The 21,315-nt window shown below is 62.3% G+C and carries 17 protein-coding genes; 13 read left to right on the top strand and 4 right to left on the bottom strand.

From position 1 onward, the window contains the following. The 6 genes from K3555_RS18695 (at position 1) to folD (ending at position 6,785) form a co-directional block, all read left to right on the top strand. Positions 1-684 (top strand): protein GlxC, encoded by a 684-nt coding sequence (locus tag K3555_RS18695; protein ID WP_259988092.1) that lies wholly within the window; start codon positions 1-3, stop codon positions 682-684. Between the two features lie 12 nt (positions 685-696). Next, positions 697-2,034 (top strand): FMN-binding glutamate synthase family protein, encoded by a 1,338-nt coding sequence (locus tag K3555_RS18690; protein ID WP_259988090.1) that lies wholly within the window; start codon positions 697-699, stop codon positions 2,032-2,034. A gap of 73 nt (positions 2,035-2,107) precedes the next feature. Next, the gene (glnT, locus tag K3555_RS18685; protein WP_259988089.1) at positions 2,108-3,439 is read left to right on the top strand and encodes a type III glutamate--ammonia ligase; all 1,332 of its coding nucleotides are present in this window, start codon (positions 2,108-2,110) and stop codon (positions 3,437-3,439) included. A gap of 298 nt (positions 3,440-3,737) precedes the next feature. Continuing rightward, positions 3,738-5,414, top strand: coding sequence for a formate--tetrahydrofolate ligase (locus K3555_RS18680; protein WP_260006606.1), 1,677 nt, complete (start codon positions 3,738-3,740; stop codon positions 5,412-5,414). Positions 5,415-5,473: 59 nt separating this feature from the next. After that, positions 5,474-5,779, top strand: coding sequence for a chorismate mutase (locus K3555_RS18675; RefSeq protein ID WP_260006010.1), 306 nt, complete (start codon positions 5,474-5,476; stop codon positions 5,777-5,779). Between the two features lie 103 nt (positions 5,780-5,882). After that, positions 5,883-6,785 (top strand): bifunctional methylenetetrahydrofolate dehydrogenase/methenyltetrahydrofolate cyclohydrolase FolD, encoded by a 903-nt coding sequence (gene folD, locus K3555_RS18670; RefSeq protein ID WP_259988087.1) that lies wholly within the window; start codon positions 5,883-5,885, stop codon positions 6,783-6,785. Positions 6,786-6,875: 90 nt separating this feature from the next. On the opposite strand, the gene K3555_RS18665 is transcribed toward folD, so the two are convergent. After that, positions 6,876-7,718 (bottom strand): DMT family transporter, encoded by an 843-nt coding sequence (locus tag K3555_RS18665; protein WP_260006605.1) that lies wholly within the window; start codon positions 7,716-7,718, stop codon positions 6,876-6,878. Positions 7,719-7,899: 181 nt separating this feature from the next. Between K3555_RS18665 and tdm the strand changes: the two genes are divergently transcribed. Together tdm and K3555_RS18655 are read left to right on the top strand one after the other, a co-directional pair. Then, a complete protein-coding gene (tdm, locus tag K3555_RS18660; RefSeq protein WP_260006604.1) occupies positions 7,900-10,269 on the top strand; it encodes a trimethylamine-oxide aldolase Tdm in 2,370 nt (789 codons plus the stop codon). 29 nt (positions 10,270-10,298) lie between these two features. Next, a complete protein-coding gene (locus K3555_RS18655; protein WP_259988081.1) occupies positions 10,299-10,715 on the top strand; it encodes a group II truncated hemoglobin in 417 nt (138 codons plus the stop codon). Between the two features lie 72 nt (positions 10,716-10,787). Here K3555_RS18655 and K3555_RS18650 read toward each other — a convergent pair whose 3' ends face one another. The 3 genes from K3555_RS18650 to K3555_RS18640 all read right to left on the bottom strand — a co-directional run bounded on the left by K3555_RS18650 (position 10,788) and on the right by K3555_RS18640 (position 13,900). Beyond that, on the bottom strand, positions 10,788-12,050 hold the full coding sequence (locus K3555_RS18650; RefSeq protein ID WP_260006603.1) for a glycerate kinase: 1,263 nt from the start codon (positions 12,048-12,050) through the stop codon (positions 10,788-10,790). Between the two features lie 80 nt (positions 12,051-12,130). Continuing rightward, the gene (locus K3555_RS18645; RefSeq protein WP_260006602.1) at positions 12,131-13,108 is read right to left on the bottom strand and encodes a CoA ester lyase; all 978 of its coding nucleotides are present in this window, start codon (positions 13,106-13,108) and stop codon (positions 12,131-12,133) included. A 177-nt stretch (positions 13,109-13,285) separates the two neighbouring features. Then, positions 13,286-13,900, bottom strand: coding sequence for a response regulator transcription factor (locus tag K3555_RS18640; RefSeq protein WP_259992685.1), 615 nt, complete (start codon positions 13,898-13,900; stop codon positions 13,286-13,288). A gap of 310 nt (positions 13,901-14,210) precedes the next feature. Here K3555_RS18640 and K3555_RS18635 point away from each other — a divergent pair, with 310 nt between their 5' ends. The 5 genes from K3555_RS18635 to K3555_RS18615 all read left to right on the top strand — a co-directional run bounded on the left by K3555_RS18635 (position 14,211) and on the right by K3555_RS18615 (position 21,314). Next, on the top strand, positions 14,211-15,461 hold the full coding sequence (locus K3555_RS18635; RefSeq protein ID WP_260006601.1) for an aminotransferase: 1,251 nt from the start codon (positions 14,211-14,213) through the stop codon (positions 15,459-15,461). 32 nt (positions 15,462-15,493) lie between these two features. Beyond that, a complete protein-coding gene (locus K3555_RS18630) occupies positions 15,494-16,693 on the top strand; it encodes a malate--CoA ligase subunit beta (protein ID WP_260006600.1) in 1,200 nt (399 codons plus the stop codon). Further along, positions 16,690-17,583: a succinate--CoA ligase subunit alpha gene (sucD, locus tag K3555_RS18625; RefSeq protein ID WP_027256624.1), complete on the top strand. Its 894-nt coding sequence runs from the start codon at positions 16,690-16,692 to the stop codon at positions 17,581-17,583. Before K3555_RS18630 ends, sucD begins: the two co-directional genes overlap by 4 nt. Before the next feature lie 99 nt (positions 17,584-17,682). Further along, positions 17,683-18,654 carry a D-glycerate dehydrogenase gene (locus K3555_RS18620; protein WP_260006599.1) on the top strand — a complete coding sequence of 324 codons (972 nt, stop codon included), beginning with the start codon at positions 17,683-17,685 and terminating at the stop codon, positions 18,652-18,654. Further along, the gene (locus K3555_RS18615) at positions 18,654-21,314 is read left to right on the top strand and encodes a phosphoenolpyruvate carboxylase (RefSeq protein WP_260006598.1); all 2,661 of its coding nucleotides are present in this window, start codon (positions 18,654-18,656) and stop codon (positions 21,312-21,314) included. The genes K3555_RS18620 and K3555_RS18615 overlap by 1 nt, the downstream gene beginning before the upstream one ends. The last annotated feature ends 1 nt before the right edge of the window (position 21,315 follow it).

The raw sequence follows: 21,315 nt of genomic DNA, 5'->3' as shown, positions 1-21,315 counted from the left end.
ATGCAGACATATGATCTTGAAGCAAATGGCCTGCGCGGTCTGAACTCCACCTTGCAGGAACAGAATGGCGGCACCAACAAAACCGCCTGGGAAATTGTGAATGCCAAGGGCAGCCATGCAATTGCCGTGGGTCTGAATTCGCCGATTGAAGTCACCGTCAAAGGGTCCACCGGTTACTACTGCGCCGGCATGAACCAGCAGGCGACTGTCAAGGTCGAAGGCTCGGTTGGTCCCGGTGTTGCTGAAAACATGATGTCCGGCACCGTGATCGTCGAAGGCGACGCCAGCCAGTACGCCGGTGCTACCGGCCATGGCGGGTTGCTGGTGATCAAGGGCAACGCCTCCTCGCGTTGCGGGATATCGATGAAGGGCATCGACATCGTCGTGCATGGTAATATCGGCCACATGTGCGCCTTCATGGCGCAGGCGGGTAACCTGGTGGTGCTGGGCGATGCCGGCGACGCGCTGGGCGACAGCTGCTATGAGGCGCGGTTCTTTGTGCGCGGCTCGGTCAAGAGCCTGGGCGCTGACTGCATCGAGAAGGAAATGCGCCCCGAGCATATCGCTATCCTCAAGGATCTGCTGGCGCGCGCCGGCGCCGATGCCAAGCCGGAGGAGTTCAAGCGTTACGGGTCTGCCCGTCAGCTTTACAACTTCGATGTCGACAACGCGCAAGCGTACTAAGGATTTAAGGCTATGTCAGATCAGGATACTAAAATCCCCCGCACCGAGCCGATCCAGTCGGCGACCTTCACCAACCCGATCAACGCTGAAATCCGCCGCGCTGCGGCGACCGGGATCTATGACATCCGCGGCGGCGGCGCCAAGCGCAAGGTGCCGCATTTCGATGACCTGCTTTTCCTCGGCGCCTCGGTTTCGCGCTATCCGCTGGAGGGCTACCGTGAGAAATGCGAAACCAAGGTGACGCTTGGCACCCGTTTTGCCAAGAAACCGATTGAACTGGATATCCCGGTCACCATCGCGGGCATGAGCTTTGGCGCGCTGTCCGGTCCCGCCAAGGAGGCCCTGGGCCGCGGTGCATCCGCTGCAGGCACCTCGACCACCACTGGCGACGGCGGCATGACCCCGGAAGAGCGCGGTCATTCCAGCAAGCTGGTCTATCAGTATCTGCCGTCCCGCTACGGCATGAACCCGGATGATTTGCGCAAGGCTGATGCGATTGAGATTGTGGTCGGCCAGGGCGCCAAACCCGGCGGCGGCGGTATGCTGCTGGGGCAGAAAATCTCGGACCGGGTCGCGCATATGCGTACATTGCCGAAAGGTATCGACCAGCGTTCTGCCTGCCGCCACCCGGATTGGACCGGCCCGGACGATCTGGAAATCAAGATCCTGGAACTGCGTGAAATCACCGACTGGCAGGTGCCGATTTATATCAAGGTTGGCGGCACCCGGCCCTATTACGACACCGCGCTGGCGGTTAAGGCCGGCGCAGACGTGGTGGTTTTGGACGGGATGCAAGGCGGCACCGCCGCGACCCAGGACGTCTTTATCGAACATGTCGGCCTGCCGACGCTGGCCTGTATCCGCCCGGCCGTACAGGCGCTGCAGGATCTGGGCGTGCACCGCGAAGTGCAGCTGGTTGTTTCCGGCGGCATCCGCTCCGGCGCAGATGTGGCCAAGGCGATGGCGTTGGGCGCTGACGCGGTGGCCATCGGCACCGCGGCACTGATTGCACTGGGCGACAATGATCCGAAATGGGAAAGCGAATACCAGAAGCTGGGCACCACCACCGGCGCCTATGATGACTGGCACGAAGGTATGGACCCGGCGGGTATCACCACTCAGGATCCCGAACTGATGAAGCGCGTTGACCCGGTTGAAGCCGGCCGCCGCTTGCGCAACTATCTTAAGGTAATGACGCTGGAAGCGCAGACCATTGCGCGGGCTTGCGGCCACAACCATTTGCACAACCTCGAGCCCGAGGATCTGTGCGCCCTGACAATGGAGGCCGCCGCCATGGCGCGTGTGCCGCTGGCCGGTACCGACTGGTACCCTGGCAAAGCAGGGTTCTGATGATTGGCAGGCGCGGCCGGGCAATGGCCGCGCCTTTTTCAAAATACGTTCAACAGGGAAAGGGAGTGGGACCATGACAACAGATCTGGCTGCTTTCGCAAAAGAAAAAGGCGTTAAGTATTTCATGATCTCCTTCACCGACTTGTTCGGTGGCCAGCGCGCCAAACTGGTGCCGGCGCGGGCGATCGCGGATATGCAGGAAGACGGCGCGGGATTTGCTGGTTTTGCCACTTGGCTTGACCTGACACCGGCGCATCCCGACATGCTGGCAGTGCCGGATCCCGACGCGGTGATCCAGCTGCCTTGGAACAAGGAAATCGCCTGGGTTCCAGGCAATTGCGTGATGGAGGGCGAAGACGTCGCCCAGGCGCCGCGCAACGTGCTGCGCCGCCTGATCAAGGAAGCCGCGGATGAAGGCCTGCATGTGAAAACCGGCATCGAGGCCGAGTTTTTCCTGCTGACCCCCGACGGCGAGGAAATCTCGGACCCCTTCGATAACGCTGAAAAGCCCTGTTACGATCAGCAGGCGATGATGCGCCGTTTGGATGTGATCCGCGAAATCAGCGATTACATGCTGGAACTGGGTTGGGGTGCCTATCAGAACGACCACGAGGACGCCAACGGCCAGTGGGAAATGAACTGGGACTTCGACGATGCCCTGGCGACGGCTGACAAGCACAGCTTCTTCAAGTTCATGGCAAAATCGGTGGCGGAAAAGCACGGCTTCCGCGCGACGTTCATGCCGAAGCCCGTAGAAGGCCTTACTGGCAATGGCTGCCATGCGCATATCTCGGTCTGGGATGCTCCGGGCGCGGATTCGCGCACCAACGTCTTTGCCGCTGACAAGGGCGCTGGCGATATTGCGGAACTGGGTCTGTCCGAACAGGGCGGCTGGTTCCTGGGCGGCATCATGAAGCACGCCTCGGCGCTGGCGGCGATCACCAATCCGACGGTGAACTCCTACAAGCGCATCAACGCGCCACGCACCATGTCGGGTGCCACCTGGGCGCCGAATACCGTCACCTGGACTGGCAACAACCGCACCCACATGGTGCGTGTCCCCGGTCCCGGCCGGTTTGAGCTGCGCCTGCCCGATGGCGCGGTGAACCCCTATCTGCTGCAGGCGGTGATCATTGCCGCCGGCCTCTCAGGCATTCGGGCCAAGGCCGATCCCGGCCCGCGCCATGACATCGACATGTACGCCGAAGGCCACACCATCACCGACGCGCCGAAACTGCCGCTCAACATGCTGGATGCACTGCGGTTCTACGACAAGGACGACGGCCTGAAAGCGATGATGGGCGAGGAGTTCTCGGCAGCCTATCTGAAGATGAAGCAGCAGGAGTGGAACTCCTTCGTGAACCACTTCTCCCGCTGGGAAAAGGACAACACGCTGGATATCTGACCCGGCAGTGATTCCCCCGTCTGGCCTTCGGGCCGGACCCTGCACGGCCCGGGCATTGCCCGGGCCCTTTTTGTTTGCGGCAGCACTTGCCGCATATGCGCCGTCTTCACCCCGGGTGAAATTCCGCCTGTTTCCGATCGGCGCCCGATGCGCTGAAAAGGCCCTGTTTTTCAGGCAAATGTAGCCAGGAATGTGTTGACGTTCAGGAAAATAATTTAATTAATAGGAATATAAAGCATCTCGCCAGGGCACGTGCCACGGGGTTTCAGCCAGACGAGACGGCAAAAGGGAGAGAGCCATGAGCTACAAGAGTGACATCGAGATTGCGCGTGAAGCGCAGAAGCAGCCGATCCAGGAGATTGGTGCGAAGATCGGGATTTCCAGCGACGATCTGCTGCCCTACGGCCACGACAAGGCAAAGGTGTCCCAGTCGTTCATTAACTCGGTTCAGTCCAAGGAAGACGGCAAGCTGATCCTGGTGACCGCGATCAACCCGACACCGGCGGGCGAAGGCAAGACCACCACCACCGTGGGTCTGGGCGACGGTCTGAACCGGATCGGCAAGAACGCGATGATCTGTATCCGCGAGGCGTCCTTGGGTCCGAACTTCGGCATGAAGGGCGGCGCGGCAGGCGGCGGTTACGCGCAAGTGGTGCCGATGGAGGAAATGAACCTCCACTTCACCGGCGATTTCCACGCCATCACCTCGGCCCACTCGCTGCTGTCGGCGATGATCGACAACCACATCTACTGGGGCAACGAGTGCGATATCGACGTGCGCCGCGTCGCCTGGCGCCGCGTGGTCGACATGAACGACCGGGCGCTGCGCCAGATCACCGCCAGCTTGGGCGGCGTCTCCAACGGCTTCCCGCGCGAAGCGGGCTTTGACATCACCGTGGCCTCCGAAGTGATGGCGATCCTCTGCCTCGCCAACGACCTCAAGGACCTGGAAAAGCGCCTGGGCGACATCATCGTGGCCTACCGCCGCGACAAGACCCCGGTCTACTGCCGCGACATCAAGGCCGAAGGCGCTATGACCGTTCTCTTGAAGGACGCGATGCAGCCGAACCTGGTGCAGACCCTGGAAAACAACCCGGCGTTTGTGCACGGCGGCCCGTTCGCCAATATCGCCCACGGCTGCAACTCGGTCATCGCCACCAAGACCGCCTTGAAAGTCGCCGACTATGTGGTGACCGAGGCAGGCTTCGGCGCTGACCTCGGTGCCGAGAAGTTCATGAACATCAAGTGCCGCAAGGCAGGCATCGCGCCGTCGGCTGTGGTGCTGGTTGCCACCGTGCGCGCGATGAAGATGAACGGCGGCGTTGCCAAGGCGGATCTGGGCGCCGAGAACGTCGAGGCGGTGAACTCCGGCTGTGCCAACCTCGGCCGCCACATCGAGAACGTCAAATCCTTCGGCGTGCCGGTTGTGGTTGCGATCAACCACTTCGTCACCGACACCGATGCCGAAGTTGACGCGGTCAAGGCCTACTGCGCCAACCACGGTGTCGAGGCGGTTCTGTCGCGCCACTGGGAGCTGGGCTCCGAGGGCTCCGCGCCGCTGGCCGAGAAAGTTGTCGAGATCGTCGATGCCGGCACTGCCAACTTCGCGCCGATCTACCCCGATGACATGCCGCTGTTCGAGAAGATCGAAACCATCGCCAAGCGCATCTACCGCGCCGACGAGGTGCTGGCGGACAACAAGATCCGCACCCAGCTGAAGGAATGGGAAGCCGCGGGCTACGGCAATCTGCCGGTCTGCATGGCGAAGACCCAGTATTCCTTCTCGACCGACCCGTCGTTGCGCGGTGCGCCCACCGGCCATTCGGTGCCGGTGCGTGAGGTCCGCCTGTCGGCCGGTGCCGGCTTCATCGTGGCGGTCTGCGGCGAGATCATGACGATGCCGGGCCTGCCGCGCAAGCCGGCCTCGGAAACCATCCGCCTGAATGACGACGGCCAGATCGAAGGCTTGTTCTAAACGGCGATATGCGGCACTCACGGCCCGGGACCCATCCCGGGCCGTGAGAGTTTTAAGACATGAGCACACGCACCCCGCCAGATGCCTGCAGCGATATGGCCAGCCTTCGGCTTCAGATCGACCATCTGGACCGGGAACTGGTGGCGCTGCTGGCCGTGCGGGCTGGATACATCGACCGGGCGGTCGCGCTGAAGCAGGCAAACGGCTGGCCGGCGCGGATCCCGGACCGGGTTGAGGAAGTGGTGCTGAATGCCCGCGCCGCGGCTGACAGGGAAGGGCTGGACCCCGATCTGGCTGAGCGTTTGTGGCGGCAGCTGGTGGAGTGGTCGATTGCCCGCGAGGCGCGGGTGATCCGTGAGGAGTGATGCTGAGCAGGGCACCTGCGGCTCGGGCATCGCGACCGCTAAAGAGGAATAGGGCAGGCATCCGGGCGGACGCCCGCGTCTGCGGCAAAGAGGAAGAGATCAAATGGCAGCAACTCTGATTGACGGCAAGGCCTTTGCGGCCAAGGTGCGCGGCCAGGTGGCCGAGCATGTGGCGCGGCTGAAAGAGGAAAACGGCATCACCCCGGGCCTCGCCGTGGTTCTGGTCGGCGAAGACCCGGCAAGCCAGGTCTATGTGCGCTCCAAGGGCAAGCAGACCGTTGAGGCCGGCATGAACTCCTATGAGCACAAGCTGGATGCGGACACCTCCGAGGCGGACCTGCTGGCCGTGGTCGAGCAGCTGAACAACGACGCTTCGGTGCATGGCATCCTGGTGCAGCTGCCGCTGCCCAAGCACATGAACGAAGACCTGGTGATCAACTCGATCGCGCCGGAGAAGGACGTCGACGGGTTCCACATCTCCAATGTCGGCCTTCTGGGCACCGGCCAGAAATCGATGGTGCCCTGCACGCCCTTGGGCTGCCTGATGATGCTGCGCGAGCACCACGGCTCGCTGTCGGGCATGGATGCGGTTGTCATTGGCCGCTCCAACATCGTCGGCAAGCCGATGGCGCAGCTCTTGCTGGGCGACAGCTGCACCGTGACCATCGCGCATTCGCGCACCAAGGACCTGCCCGAGGTGGTGCGCCGCGCCGACATCGTTGTGGCCGCCGTGGGCCGCCCGGAAATGGTGCCGGGCGACTGGATCAAGGAAGGCGCCACCGTGATTGACGTGGGCATCAACCGGATTGATGCGCCCGAAAAAGGGGAAGGCAAGATGAAGCTGGTCGGCGACGTCGACTTTGCCTCTGCGTCCGAGCGCGCCGGCGCCATCACCCCGGTTCCGGGCGGTGTCGGCCCGATGACGATTGCCTGCCTGCTCGCGAACACCGTCACCGCCTGCTGCCGCGCCAACGGTCTGAAAGAGCCCGAAGGCCTGACCGCCTGAGGCAGCGCAGAACGCTGAAACCTGTACCAAACAGCTCCCGCCGGACGCCTCCGGCGGGAGTATTTTTTTACAAAGAAGAAGGGGCGGGGTTCAAAAGCCGAGGTAGGCAATTCCGCCGAAAGTGACAGCGACGCTGATCCATTGCGCGCGGTTCATGCTTTCGCGCAGCACCAGCCAGGCGAGCACCACGGTGACAAGGCCAAACAGCGAGGCGCTGACCGAAGCAAATTCGGGCCGGGGCAGAGTGCCGGAGTAAATCACCAAGCCGAGGGCCAAGGCGTCCAGCGCACCCATCAGAACCAGAAGCGGCAGCATCTTGCGTGCGGGCAGCTGCGCCATCCTGGCTTGCAGCGCCAGGCCCAGCAGCAGCAGGATCGCGGCCAGGCGGGCGACGATCAGCACTGGCAGCTCAGCGCCGGCCTGGCTGGCTGTCTGGCCAATTGCAAAGGTGAGCGCAAAACCGATGGCGCCGGCCAGCCCCCAAGCGGCTGCTTGCAGGTTGACCGGACTGTCGTCGTCTTCAGTGGAGAAGACGGCTATGCAGCCGACGCCGCCAACCACGACGGCAACCGCCAGCCAGTGGCCCGGGCCGACCGGCTGGCCTTGCAGCAATGCCATGCCAAGCGACAGAACCGGGTAGGCGCCCACCAGAGGTGCCACGAGCTTGACCGGGCCTAGGGCAAAGGCACGGTAAAGGGCGTAGGACCCAAGGGCGAAAATGGTGCCCGAAAGCCCGGCCAGCCATGCAGCCTGCAGGGTCATTGCCTGCCAGTTGCCCAGGGGCAGGGCAGCCCCGGCCACCAGAATCGCCCCGGTGGAAAAGACGATCAGCATGGCAGGCAGAATGCCGGTTCGTTGCGAGACAAACCGTACGCAAAGGTCATGTATGCCCCAGGCAAGCGCGGCAATCAAACCCAGGAGCAGCGAGTGCATAGCGGTTATCCTTTTGTTTGCGGCATTCACCCCCAGGAAAATGACGCATCCCGGGCATCTGCCATTTTACTGCAGAAAATCAACATGTTTGTTGATTAGAGTGGGGGAACGGAATATTCTTTTCAATAAATAAATATTCCGGCTGTGCAATTTTTGGCCGGTGTCCAACAGGAGATGCGCGATGAATGACATGAGCTTCCCTGAAGTTGTCAAAGGGCCGCCCAAGCCGTCTGGACTGTATCAGCCGTCGGTGTTTTCACTGCCCAAGGGGACCGAGCGTTACGTCGTCGAAGGATGTGGCGCGATCCTGATCCGGGTGGAAACCGGCGATACGGTGACGGTGACCAATGACGAAGGCGGCCAGCCTTGCGAGATCGTCGCGGCTGACGACAAAGGGCGCATTGATGCGGGCATCATCGGCGCGGCAGCCAACAGTGATGCCGGCGGTTTGAAGGCGCTGCTGACCTCGACGGACCAGTCCTTGCGCGGCTTGCGGCTGGGGATGGAAACACGCGGTATCGACTTGGCGCAGGGCGGTGCGGTACGGCTGTTTGATGCGGCGACGCCTGCAAAGACCGGGGAGAGCTTTACCGCGCAGCGAGAGGGTGTGGTGATCATCGCCGCACCGGGCGGCATCATGGACTTTGAACAGCAGGATACGGCAACGCCGCTGACGGCCATGGTCAAGCGGGCGGTGATCAAGCAAGTGGCACGGTTTGAATTGCCTGATCCGCTGGCTGATCCGGTGCTGGACCTGCGGGTGAAAAGCGCGACAGCCGAAGCCTATTTTGTGAAGGCTGGCGACTACATCCAGGTGCTTGATGTTGATGGGCGCCAATGTACGGATTTTCAGTGTTTTGCGGCCCGCAAGCTGGACAAGGGGATCGAGCATGCGCTGGATGTGACCACAACCCGGACGCTGATGGGCCATGCTTACCCGATGCCGGGGCTGCACGCGAAATATTATGACCAGGAGATGCTGCCGCTGGTCGAAGTGGTGCAGGATACGGTTGGCCGTCACGATGCCTTTGCCCTGGCTTGTGCGGCGAAATACTATGACGACATCGGTTATCCCGGCCATGCCAACTGTTCGGATAATTTCAACGGCGTATTGGCCCAGCACGGGGTGACGCCGCGCGCGGGCTGGATGGCGATCAACTTCTTCTTCAACACCGGCCTGGATGAGCACGGTGTGATGCATGCTGACGAGCCCTGGACCCGGCCCGGCGACTATGTGCTGCTCAAGGCGCTGACCGATCTGATCTGTGTCAGCTCGGCCTGCCCGGATGACACCAGCGCCGCCAATGGCTGGAACCCCACTGATATTCACGTCCGCACATACAGCGGCCAAGAAACTTTCAAGCGGGCGATTGCGTACCGCGCGACCCCTGAATCGGAGCCCAAGATGACCAAGGAAACCGGTTTCCACGACCGCCTCAGCAAGATGACCCGCAATTTCATTGAGTATAACGGCTATTGGCTGGCCAATTGCTATGCTGAATCCGGACCGCTGGAGGAATACTGGGCCTGCCGCGAGAAATGTGTGCTGCTGGATCTGACGCCCTTACGCAAGTTTGAGATCCACGGGCCGGATGCAGAGGCGCTGTGCCAGTATATCTTTACCCGCAACATCAAGAAACTGGCAGTAGGACAGGTGGTCTATACCGCGATGTGCTACCCGCATGGCGGCATGATCGACGACGGAACCGTGTTCCGTCTGGGCAAGGATAATTTCCGCTGGATCGGCGGCTCGGACTATGGCGGAGAGTGGATCCGCGAACAGGCAGAGAAGCTGGGACTGAACGTTCTGATCCGCTCATCCACTGACATGCAGCATAATATTGCCGTGCAAGGCCCCGAGAGCCGGGACTTGCTGAAGAAGATCATCTGGACAATGCCGCATAACCCGACGCTGGAAGAACTGGGCTGGTTCCGTTTCACCCCCGCTCGCATCGGCGGTGAGCATGGTGTCCCGGTTGTGGTCTCGCGGACCGGCTACACGGGCGAACTGGGCTATGAAATCTTCTGTCATCCGAAACACGCCAGCGATGTCTTCGACGCGGTTTGGGATGCCGGACAGGACCACGGCATCCGCCCGATGGGGCTGGAGGCGCTGGATATGGTGCGGATCGAGGCCGGGCTGATTTTCGCGGGTTATGACTTCAGCGACCAGACTGATCCGTTTGAGGCGGGCATCGGCTTTACCGTGCCGCTGAAGTCGAAAGAGGATGATTTTATCGGCCGCGACGCGCTGATCCGGCGCAAGACCACGCCAGCGCGCAAGCTGGTGGGGCTGGATATCGATTCGGCAATTGACGTGGCGCATGGCAACTGTGTTCGCATTGGCCGCGCGCAAATTGGCGAGGTGACCTCTGCAATGCGGTCGCCGCTGCTGGGCAAGAACATCGCGCTGGCGCGGGTGGACGTATCCTGTTCAGAGGTGGGAACAAAGGTGGAAATCGGTAAACTTGATGGACATCAAAAACGCCTGCCCGCCAAGATCGTACCCTTTGCCCATTACGACCCCAAGAAAACCCGGCCTCAATCCTGAGGCCGGCCGGTTCGGTGCACGGAGGTTACATGGTTCAGAAGTTGATTGACCAGATCGGCGGCGAAGAGGTGATCCGCGCGCTGGTCGAGCGGTTCTACGATATTGTCGAGGAAACGGAAACCGGCGCCCGGATCGTCAAGCTGCACAAGCGCGGGCATGGGATGGACCATGCCCGGATGGAGCAGTTTAATTTTCTGTCTGGTTTCATGGGCGGCCGCCGGTATTACGAAGAAAAACACGGCCACATGGACGTGAAACTGATGCACGCCCATGTGCCCATCACTGAAAAGGACGCCGAGAACTGGCTCCAGTGCATGGATCAGGCGCTGGCGGACCTGTCCTTGGAAGGGCCGCATGTGGAGCGGCTGCGCCAGGTGTTCCGGCGCGTGGCGCTGATGCTGGTCAATGACCTTGCCGAGTGGGGCGAGGCGCGCGCGTCAGCTTGAGCGCAGCGCCTGTTGCACTTTCGGGAGCCTCCGGCGGGAGTATTTTGCAAAGGTGAATGGCTGGCTGGTTGATCAATCCGGCCGTCTAAGGAAGATTTGCACATCGGCCACATTAGTGCCGGTGCCGCCGGTGGTCAGCAATGCGTCCGCAGCCTTGAGAGCGGCAAAGCTGTCATTGTCGGCAAGCAGAGCGTCCGGGTCATGACCGGCAGCCTTGATTGCGGCCCAGGTGGCGGGGGTGGCGATGCCGCCAGCTGCGTCTGTAGGGCCATCACGCCCGTCAGTGCCGCCGGAGAGGAACAGCCAATCGCCATTCAGCCGGTCAGCACCCAGTTTGGCGACGCGCAGGGCCAATTCCTGGTTGCGCCCGCCAAGGCCTTTGCCGCGGAGCTGAACAGTGGTTTCGCCGCCGAAGATCAATGCGGCAGGTTTGTCCTTGGGGGCGGCCTCCGCAGCCGCAACGACCGTTTCAGCGGCCATTGACACATCGCCGACCAGCCGGTGGGAGACCAGCTTGGGGTTCCAGTCTTCCGCGGCTGCCGCCATCATCGCCTTGAGGCTGTGGCGGTTGGAGCCGATCAGGGTGTTGGTGGCCGGAGGCGGGGCGTCCTTGGTCCCCTCAGCGGCACTGAGGTGGTTTCTGACCGCCTCAGGCGCGCTGTCCCAGAGCTCCGCCCGCTGCATGATTTCCCGCGCCTGAGCGCGTGTGCCGATGGGGGCCACGGTTGGGCCGGAGGCAATGGCACGCAGGTCATCGCCGATTACGTCCGACAGGATGAAGGCCTGCACTTGGGCTGGTGCGGCATGACGCAGCAGGCCGCCGCCCTTGGTGTCCGACAACTGTTGACGGATCAGGTTCATCTCGTTGATTTCCAGCCCGGAGGCGAGCAGCAGTTTGTTCACTGCCGACTTGTCGGCCAGCGAGAGGCCGGGGGCGGGGGCCACCATCAGCGCGGAGCCGCCGCCGGAGATCAGCGCAATCAGCCGGTCATCGGAGCCCAGGGAGTGAGCCATTTCTATGGCAGCCTGACCTGCGGCAGCGCTGTTTTCATCCGGCACCGGATGGGCGCCGCAGATCACTGTGGCGCCAGGAATTTCGGTGTAATTTTCGGGGTTTGTGATGGCCAGGGCTTGGGCGGTGCCGGGGATCAGCTTCAGCGCTTCGCGCATCATCGGGACGGCGGCTTTGCCCACTGCCAGCAGCACGTTGCTGCCGCCTTCTGGCAGCGGAGCTAATGGCGTAGACGCCAGCTGGGCACGCAGGGCTTGTGCCGGGTCGGCCCGGTCTACGGCGGCCTGAAACAGGGCCTTGGCGGTGGTCAGCAATCCGGTCATCTGCATCTCCCTGGCATAGCGGCGCTTAGCCGCCCCGGCCAAAACCGGGGCGGCGTAAGATCTTGAAACAGAACGGCGGTTTAGTTGCCGGCGATCTGCTTGGCTTTTTCCACCAGCACTTCTGCCTGACGGATCGAAGCATAGTCAATCAGGCGGCCATCAAGCGACACCGCGCCTTTTCCGGCGGCTTCGGCTTCGGCCATGGCTTCCAGAATACGGTGCGCCTTGGTGATCTCCGCATCCGACGGCGACATCACCTCGTTGGCCAGTTCGATCTGGCTGGGGTGGATGGCCCATTTGCCTTCGCAGCCCAGAACTGCGGCGCGTTTGGCGGCGGCCTTGTAGCCTTCCGGATCCTGGAAATCACCGAACGGGCCGTCGATCGGGCGCAGACCGTTGGCGCGTGCAGCAACCACCATGCGGGCCAGCGCATAGTGCCACATATCGCCCCAGTGCACTTCGCGGGAGCCGTCTGCGGCGGGGTCGGTCAGCACCGAGTAATCGGGGTTCACACCGCCGATGATGGTGGTGCGGGCGCGGGTCGAGGCGGCATAGTCGGCAACGCCGAAATGCAGCGATTCATTGCGCTTGGAGGCTGCGGCAATTTCACTCACATTCTGCATGCCGAGCGCGGTCTCGATGATGTGCTCAAAGCCGATCCGCTTCTTCAGGCCCTTGGCGTCTTCGATCTGGGTGACCAGCATGTCGACGGCGTAAACATCGGCTGCGGTGCCGACTTTCGGAACCATGATCAGGTCAAGACGTTCACCTGCCTGTTCAACAACATCGACCACATCGCGGTACATGTAGTGGGTGTCGAGGCCATTGATTCGCACCGACATGGATTTGTTGCCCCAATCGATGTCGTTCAGGCCCTGGATGATGTTTTTCCGGGCCTGTTCTTTTTCGTCCGGCGCAACCGCGTCTTCGAGATCCAGGAAGATCACGTCTACGTCAGATTTCGCCGCTTTTTCAAACATTTGCGGCTGAGATCCTGGGATCGCCAATTCGCTGCGGTTCAGGCGGCCGGGGGCTTGTTCAATGGTGTGGAATGACATGGGTTTGCTCCTCATTCGTGACGGGTTTTCGTCCTCTCCTCTCTAGGCATTCCTCATCAGGGTGTTTCCTGTCAAGAAAAAAGATTTCATTTGAATACATTCGCGCGAGTGTGCGCCCGCGCGTCGCGCTCTCGCGTACGTGCGGGCGCACACTCGCGCGAGGGCGGCACGCCGGGGTCATTGTTCGAAGTGGAAGTCACCCTTGGCGGCGCGGTTGGCGTAGTAGAACGCAATCGCCTGGGCGCGGTTCTTGACCGAGAGTTTTTCGTAAAGGTTCGAGAGGTGGAACTTCACCGTGTTGGTGGAGATTTCCAGCTCCTTGCTGAGCTCCTTGTTGGTCAGCCCTTTCGACAGTGCCTCCAGCATGGTGCGTTCGCGGCGGGACAGCTGCTCGATCGGATCGGCCTGCAGACCGCGCACGTCGAGGAAGGGGAAGACCATCTTGCCCTCGGCGACGGCGAGGCAGGTGTCCAGCACGTCTTCGACGGCGCTGGAGCGCGGCGCAAAGCCGGCCGCGCCCGCGCTCATCGCCTTGCGGGGCACGTCGCCGCTTTCGTCGGCGTAGACCACCAGCCGCGGCGCGTTGGCTTGCTCGCGCAGCACCTCGATCAGCTTGGCACCGCCAAGTGCCGGCAGGTTCCAGTCGATAATCCCGACCTGGACCGGCACCCGCATCACCGTTCCAAGGAAGCCTTCGGCGGTGGCGGAGGTCGCGACCAGCGAGAATCGCGGGTCCTTGTCGAAGATCTCGGACATCGCCGACAGCACCAGCGGATTTGCGTCAGCAAGCATGACCGAAATCGGGGAAACTTTGTCGCGTATAGGAGCCATTTGGTGCCCTTTTGTTTAAAACTACCTGAATGGGTAGGTTCAGTTTCGGTATGCAACGGTATTTTTACCGGTTTCGGTAGGTTTTTTACTATCCTATTAGATACCCAAAAGCAGGATATAGGAATGTTGCGGGTTTTGTCGACCTAGGGTTTCCTTGGATTAACAGATGTTGCACGACAGGAAACAAACCTTCCCGCAGTGAAGACCACCGTGATGAAGGCCCGTGACCTCCGGCACATCGGCAAACGGACACCAACAGAGGTTTGACCCGATGACAGAACCCACGATCTTCCCCAGCCTGGAAATCCCGGAAACCCTGGCCGCAGGCCCTGGCCCGGGCAATACCGACCCCCGCGTGCTGCAGGCCTTTGCCAACACCGGCTTGGCCGATCACATGCAGGCGGATGTGCTGCGCGGCATGATCGAGTGCAAGCAGATGCTGCGCGACCTTTGGGGCACCACCAACACCTACACCTACGGCGTTGGCGGTACCGGCTTCTCGGGGCTGGACTGCATGCTGAACGCAATCCTGCCGGGCGACACCGTAGTTGCCTTCCAGAACGGTACCTTCTCCGGCATTGACGCGATGACCATCCGCATGAAAGCCGCCACCCGCGAGGAGCTGGCCGCCGATGCGATGAACCCGCAGCCGGCCTCCGTCACCGTGGTCGACGTGCCGCACGGCGAGTCGGTCTCCGGCAAGCTGGTGGAGCAGGTGCTGGCTGAGAAGAAGCCTAAGTGGGCCTTCATGGCGCATTGGGAAACCGGCTCGGGCCGCATCAACGACCTCAAAGGTTTCTCGGACGCTTGTGAGAAGCACGGCGTAATGGGCCTGATCGACGCGGTGTCCTCGCTGGGCATCGAGGATTTCTCGATCGACGATTTCCCGGGCGTTGCCGGCTGGGCCTCCTGCCCGCAGAAAGGCGTGCTCTGCCTGCCGCTGACCTATGCGCCGGTGTCTTTCACTGACCGCTACATCCAGACCGTGCGCGAGAACGGCTGCCATTCCTATGTCCACAACCCGATCCTGGAAGCCCGCCACTGGGGCATCGTGGACGGCCAGGACGTTGCTGTCGGCACTTACCACCGCACCCATTCCGGCTATGCGGTTGCCGCTTTCCATGAGGCGCTGCGCATCACCCTGCAGCACGGCCGTGCGCAGAAGGCCCGCGACTATGCCTTCCACGAGAAAGCGCTGCGCGATGCCGTGACCGCCATGGGCTGCGACGTGACCAGCAACATGACCAGCCTTATCGTGCTGAACCTGCCCGGCGATCTGGCAGGGCGCGAAAAAGAGCTGGTGGGCAACTGCCGCGCCGTGGGATTTGGCATCTGGCCGACCCTGTCGGAGCCGGTCCAGGTCCGCATCGGCATCCTGAACCAGATCACCCCTGCGGCCATCACCGACATCGTCAACCGCTTCGGCAAGGCGATGAACGACATGGGCGCAGGCGTCGACATGGAGGCGATCAACGCCCTTCTCGACCAGCATTACACAGCAGCTCTTGAGCCCGCTGAGTAATAGATTTCCGCATCCATGAGGAGGAGAGGACCATGGATATCCACGAATACCAGGCCAAGGAAGTTCTGAGCAACTTCGGCGTGACGGTTCCGCCCGGCGCACTGGCCTACAGCCCCGAGCAAGCGGCCTACCGCGCGCGGGAACTGGGCGGCGACAGATGGATCGTCAAGGCTCAGGTCCACGCCGGCGGCCGCGGCAAGGCGGGCGGCGTCAAGCTGTGCAACTCGGAAGCCGAGATCTATGAGGCGACCGAGAACCTGTTCGGCAAGAAGCTGGTGACCCACCAGACCGGCCCCGAGGGCAAAGGCATCTACCGTGTCTATGTCGAAGGTGCGGTGCCGATTGCCCGCGAGATCTATCTGGGCTTTGTGCTGGACCGTTCCAGCCAGCGGGTGATGATCGTTGCCTCGTCCGAAGGCGGCATGGAGATTGAGGAGATCTCCGCCGAGCGCCCCGAGTCCATCGTGCGCTCGACCGTTGAGCCTGCCGTTGGTCTGCAGGATTTCCAGGCGCGCGAGATTGCGTTCAAGCTGGGCATCGAACCGGCCATGACGCAGCAGATGGTGCGCACGCTCAAGGGCTGCTACCAGGCGTTCTCCGAACTGGACGCCACCATGGTTGAGATCAACCCGCTGGTGGTCACCTCGGACAACCGGGTCATCGCGCTGGACGCCAAGATGACCTTTGACGACAACGCCCTGTTCCGTCACCCGCAGATCGCCGAGCTGCGCGACAAGAGCCAGGAAGATCCGCGAGAAAGCCGCGCTGCTGACCGCGGCCTGTCTTATGTCGGCCTTGAGGGCAACATCGGTTGCATCGTCAACGGCGCAGGTCTGGCGATGGCGACCATGGACACCATCAAGCTGGCCGGCGGCGAGCCTGCCAACTTCCTGGACATCGGCGGCGGTGCGACACCGGAACGGGTGGCCAAGGCGTTCCGTCTGGTGATGTCCGACAGCAATGTGCAGGCGGTTCTGGTCAACATCTTCGCCGGCATCAACCGCTGCGACTGGGTGGCCGAAGGCGTCGTGCAGGCGCTGCGCGAAGTTGAGGTTGACGTGCCGGTGGTGGTGCGTCTTGCCGGCACCAATGTGGAGGAAGGCCAGAAGATCCTGGCCCAGTCCGGCCTGCCGCTGATCCGCGCAACCTCGCTGATGGAAGCCGCTGAGCGGGCCGTCGGCGCGTGGAAAAACGACCTCGACCAGAACACTCGTGTGAGGGCAATCAAATGAGCATCCTTCTCGATCGCGAAAGCAAAGTCATCGTTCAGGGCATCACCGGCAAGATTGCCCGGTTCCACACCAAGGACATGATCGAATACGGAACCAATGTCGTGGGCGGCGTTGTGCCGGGCAAGGGCGGCGAAACCGTCGAAGGCGTGCCGGTTTTCAACACCGTGAAAGAAGCGGTGGAGGCCACCGGCGCCAATGCATCCTTGGTGTTTGTGCCGCCGCCGTTTGCAGCTGACTCCATCATGGAAGCGGCGGATGCGGGCATCAACTACTGCGTCTGCATTACCGACGGCATTCCGGCCCAGGACATGATCCGGGTGAAGCGCTACATGTACCGCTATCCCAAGGACAAGCGGATGATCCTGACGGGACCGAACTGCGCCGGCACCATCTCGCCGGGCAAGGCGCTGCTGGGCATCATGCCGGGCCACATCTACCTGCCGGGCACCGTGGGCATCATCGGCCGCTCGGGCACCTTGGGGTATGAGGCCGCAGCGCAGCTGAAAGAGCTGGGCCTGGGCATCTCGACCTCGGTCGGCATCGGCGGCGACCCGATCAACGGCTCCTCCTTCAAGGACATCCTGGAATGGTTCGAGAAGGATCCGGAAACCGAGGTCATCGCGATGATCGGTGAAATCGGCGGCCCGCAGGAAGCGGAAGCGGCGGATTACATCAAGAACCATGTGACCAAGCCGGTTGTGGCCTATGTCGCGGGTCTGACCGCACCCAAGGGCCGCACCATGGGCCACGCGGGCGCGATCATCTCGGCCTTCGGCGAGAGCGCTTCCGAGAAGGTGGAGATCCTGTCGGCGGCCGGCGTGACCGTTGCCGAAAACCCCGCCGTGATCGGCGAAACCATCGCAAGCGTGATGAAAAAGAACGCCGCCTGATCCGGCTTTGGGTCAGGCGCGACGCTCCACCCCTGGCCTGGGGCAATGGCAGGGGTGGGGCGCATTAATAAAGCATAAGCACGACAGGGAGATGAAGTCATGGCAAAGCCCAAGGTTCTGGTGACCCGCCGCTGGCCCGCCGCAGTTGAGGCGCAGCTTTCTGAAGCCTTTGATGCTGTGCTGAACACTGGCGACAAGCCATTGAGCGAAGCGCAACTGCGCGACGCAATGAGATCCTATGACGCTGTACTGCCGACGGTGACCGACAAGATTCCGGCCAGTGCGTTTGATATCACTAAGCCCCAGGCACGGATCCTCGCCAACTACGGTGTGGGCTACTCTCATATTGATATGCCCAGTGCGGCAAGCCACGGCATGACTGTGACCAACACCCCCGATGTTCTTAGCGAATGTACCGCCGACATCGCCATGACGCTGCTATTGATGGTGGCCCGCCGCGCCAGTGAAGGTGAGCGTGAAGTGCGCGCTGGCGCTTGGACCGGCTGGCGTCCGACCCATCTGGTCGGCACCAAGGTTTCCGGCAAGACGCTGGGCATCGTTGGCTTTGGCCGTATCGGCCAGGAAATGGCCCGCCGCGCGCATCATGGCTTTGGCATGAAGATCGTGGTGCAGAACCGCTCCCGCGTGTCGCCGGATGTTCTGGCCCGCTACAACGCTACTCAGGCCGGCAGCCTGGAAGAGCTGATGCCGCAGTGCGATTTCGTGTCACTGCACTGCCCTGGCGGCGCTGCAAACCGGCATCTGATCAACACCCGGATGCTGAACCTGATGAAGCCGGATGCCTTCCTTATCAATACGGCCCGCGGCGAGATTATCGACGAGCTGGCCCTGTCCCGCGCCCTGTGGTTCGAAACCATCGGCGGCGCCGGGCTGGATGTGTTCGATGGCGAACCGCGCATCAACCCGGATCTGATGGGCTGCGACAACCTGGTGATGCTGCCGCACTTGGGCAGCGCCACCCGCGAGGCGCGCGAGGCGATGGGCTTCCGTGTGCTCGACAACCTGACTGATTTCTTTGCAGGGCGCGAACCACGGGACCGGGTGATGTGATGGCAGATCCTGCTGAAACCGCCCACGCGGAGTATACCGGCGCGGGTTATGCCGCCGAGCTCCGCACCGAATTGCACGCCCTTTGGCTGGATGTCCTGCGCCAGCGCGCGCCTGAGGTGGCAGAACGGGCCACCGGCGAGCCTGCCTGGGATCTTTCCGATGGCCAGCACGCGACCGCCTATATGCAGGCGTTCAACATCTGGTTCCAGCTGCTGAAGATCGTCGAGGAAAATGCCGCCATGCGCGACCGCCGTATGGCCGAAACCCAGGATGGCCCGGAGGTGGTCGAAGGCAGCTTTGCCCGCGCCCTTGATCTGGCCGGCGAGCTGGCAACGCCCGAACGGTTGCAGGAAGTGGCGAGCCAGTTCTCGATCGGTCCGACCCTGACCGCGCATCCGACCGAAGCCAAGCGGGTCACAATTCTGGAAATTCACCGCCGCATCTACCGCGGGCTGGTGTCGCTGGAGGCCAAGCGCTGGACTCCGCGTGAACGCGCCGGCCTGCTGGAGGATCTGCGATCGGAAATCGACCTGTTGTGGATGACAGGCGAGCTGCGCCGCGACCGGCCCAGCCTGCAGGATGAAATTCAATGGGGGCTGCAATTCTTCCGCGACAGTCTGTATGAGGCGGTGCCGCAGCTGTTCGAACGCTACATCGCCGCGGCCGAACCGCGGCTGGGTGACAGCGCTGATGCGCCCTGTCTAAAGTTCCATTCCTGGATCGGCGGCGACCGCGACGGCAACCCGAATGTGACGGTGGATGCCACGGCGGCAGCGCTCACGGCGAACCGTGCAGCCATTCTCAAGCGCTACCAGAAGGCGCTGACCACCGCTGCTGAACGGATCTCGATCTCGGCCGCCGTGTTTGCGTTGCCTGGCAGCGCCTCCAGCCGGCTGGCAAAAATCTTCGAAGCGGCGCCGGGCGCTGCCGACCTTGCGGCCCGCAATCCGGGCGAAGTCTTTCGCCAGGCGCTGACAGCTATTCATGCCCGTATCAAGGCCACCGCCGCCGAGGAAACCGGTGCCTATGCGCATCTGGGCGATTTCGTCAGCGATCTCACCCGGGTTGAGGAAGCGCTGGAGGAAATCGGCGCCAACCGGCTGGCGGCCCGCTACGTGCGTCCGATCCGCTGGCAGGCCGATGTCTTTGGCTTTCGCACAGTGACCCTGGACATCCGCCAGAACTCCACCGTGACCACTGAAACGCTGACTGAAATCTGGTCGCGCTCCGGCCAGGTGCCGGAATTCGGCAGCGCCGAATGGTCGGCGCGCCTCCGCTCTGAGTTGGGCAGTGCCTCGCTGCCCTATATGATGCCGGATGAATTGAGCCCGCAAAGCGGCGAGCTGCTGAAACTGCTGCGGCTGATGCGCGATGCCGGTGCCGGCGAAGACCCGCATGCGATGGGGCCGTTTATCCTGTCGATGACCCGCTCTACAGACGACCTGCTCGGCGTCTATCTGCTGGCGCGTTACGCAGGCTTTGGCGCAGAAAAGGCCGCGCTGAAAGTTGTGCCGCTGTTTGAAACCATCGGCGACCTGCGTGCCGCGCCCGGCATTCTGAACGGGCTGCTGAACGTGCCTTTTGCCCGCCGTTCGCTGAAATCCGGCGACAACCGGATCGAGGTGATGCTGGGCTATTCCGATAGCAATAAGGACGGCGGTTTCCTTTGCTCTACCTGGGAGCTGGAGAAGGCGCAGCGCCTGATCACCCGTACCCTGGCGGCGCACCGTATGAAGCCGGTGTTCTTCCACGGCCGCGGCGGGTCGGTCTCCCGCGGCGGCGCCCCTGCCGAACGTGCGATTGCCGCCCAGCCCGCGGGCACCATCGCAGGCCAGATGCGGATCACCGAACAGGGCGAGGTGGTCAGCTCCAAATACGCCAATCGCGGCACCGCGCTGCACCAGCTGGAGCTGATGGCGTCCTCGGTCCTGCGCCACTCGCTGCAGGAAGATACGCCTCCGGTGTGTCCAGAGCATGACGACGCGTTCGAGGCCCTCGCCGGCATGTCGCAGGCAGCCTATTCCAATCTGCTGAATGCGCCCGGCTTCCTGGACTACTTCCAGCAGGCCAGCCCGGTAGAAGAGCTTGCCATGCTCAAGATCGGCTCGCGTCCCGCCCGTCGCTTCGGCGCGGGCTCACTGGATGATCTGCGCGCCATCCCTTGGGTCTTTGCCTGGTCGCAAAACCGCCACATGATCACTGGCTGGTACGGCTTCGGCTCGGCGGTGGCCAGCTTCCGCAAGTTCCGCGGCGCGCGCGGTGATGGGGTTCTGCAGGACATGTTCCGTAACTCGCCACTGTTCCGCCTGGTGGTGGATGAGGTCGAAAAGACGCTTCTGCAAAGCGATATGGAGATTGCTTCGGATTACGCTACACTGGTGCAGGACGCGGAAATCCGCGAGCGTATCTTTGGCACCATCCGCAAGGAATACCAACTGGCCCGCGAGGCAATTCTATTCCTGACGGGTGACAGCAGCCTCGCCGACCGCTTCCCGCGCTTGCGCACCCGCTTTGGCCGGGTTGAGACCATGCTGCGCGAAATTCACAAAACCCAGGTGCGTCTCCTAAGGGAAGAGCGCGCCGAGAAGCCCTCAACAGTGCCGGTTCCGCTGATGCAGTCAATGAACTGTGTCGCCGCGGGGCTTGGCTGGACAGGATAGA

Origin of the sequence: Leisingera sp. M527 (genome assembly GCF_025141525.1) — a bacterium.
In the GTDB taxonomy this organism is placed as follows: domain Bacteria; phylum Pseudomonadota; class Alphaproteobacteria; order Rhodobacterales; family Rhodobacteraceae; genus Leisingera.
Note: the sequence above shows the minus strand (reverse complement) of the source record. Positions and strands in the feature narration are given on the sequence as shown.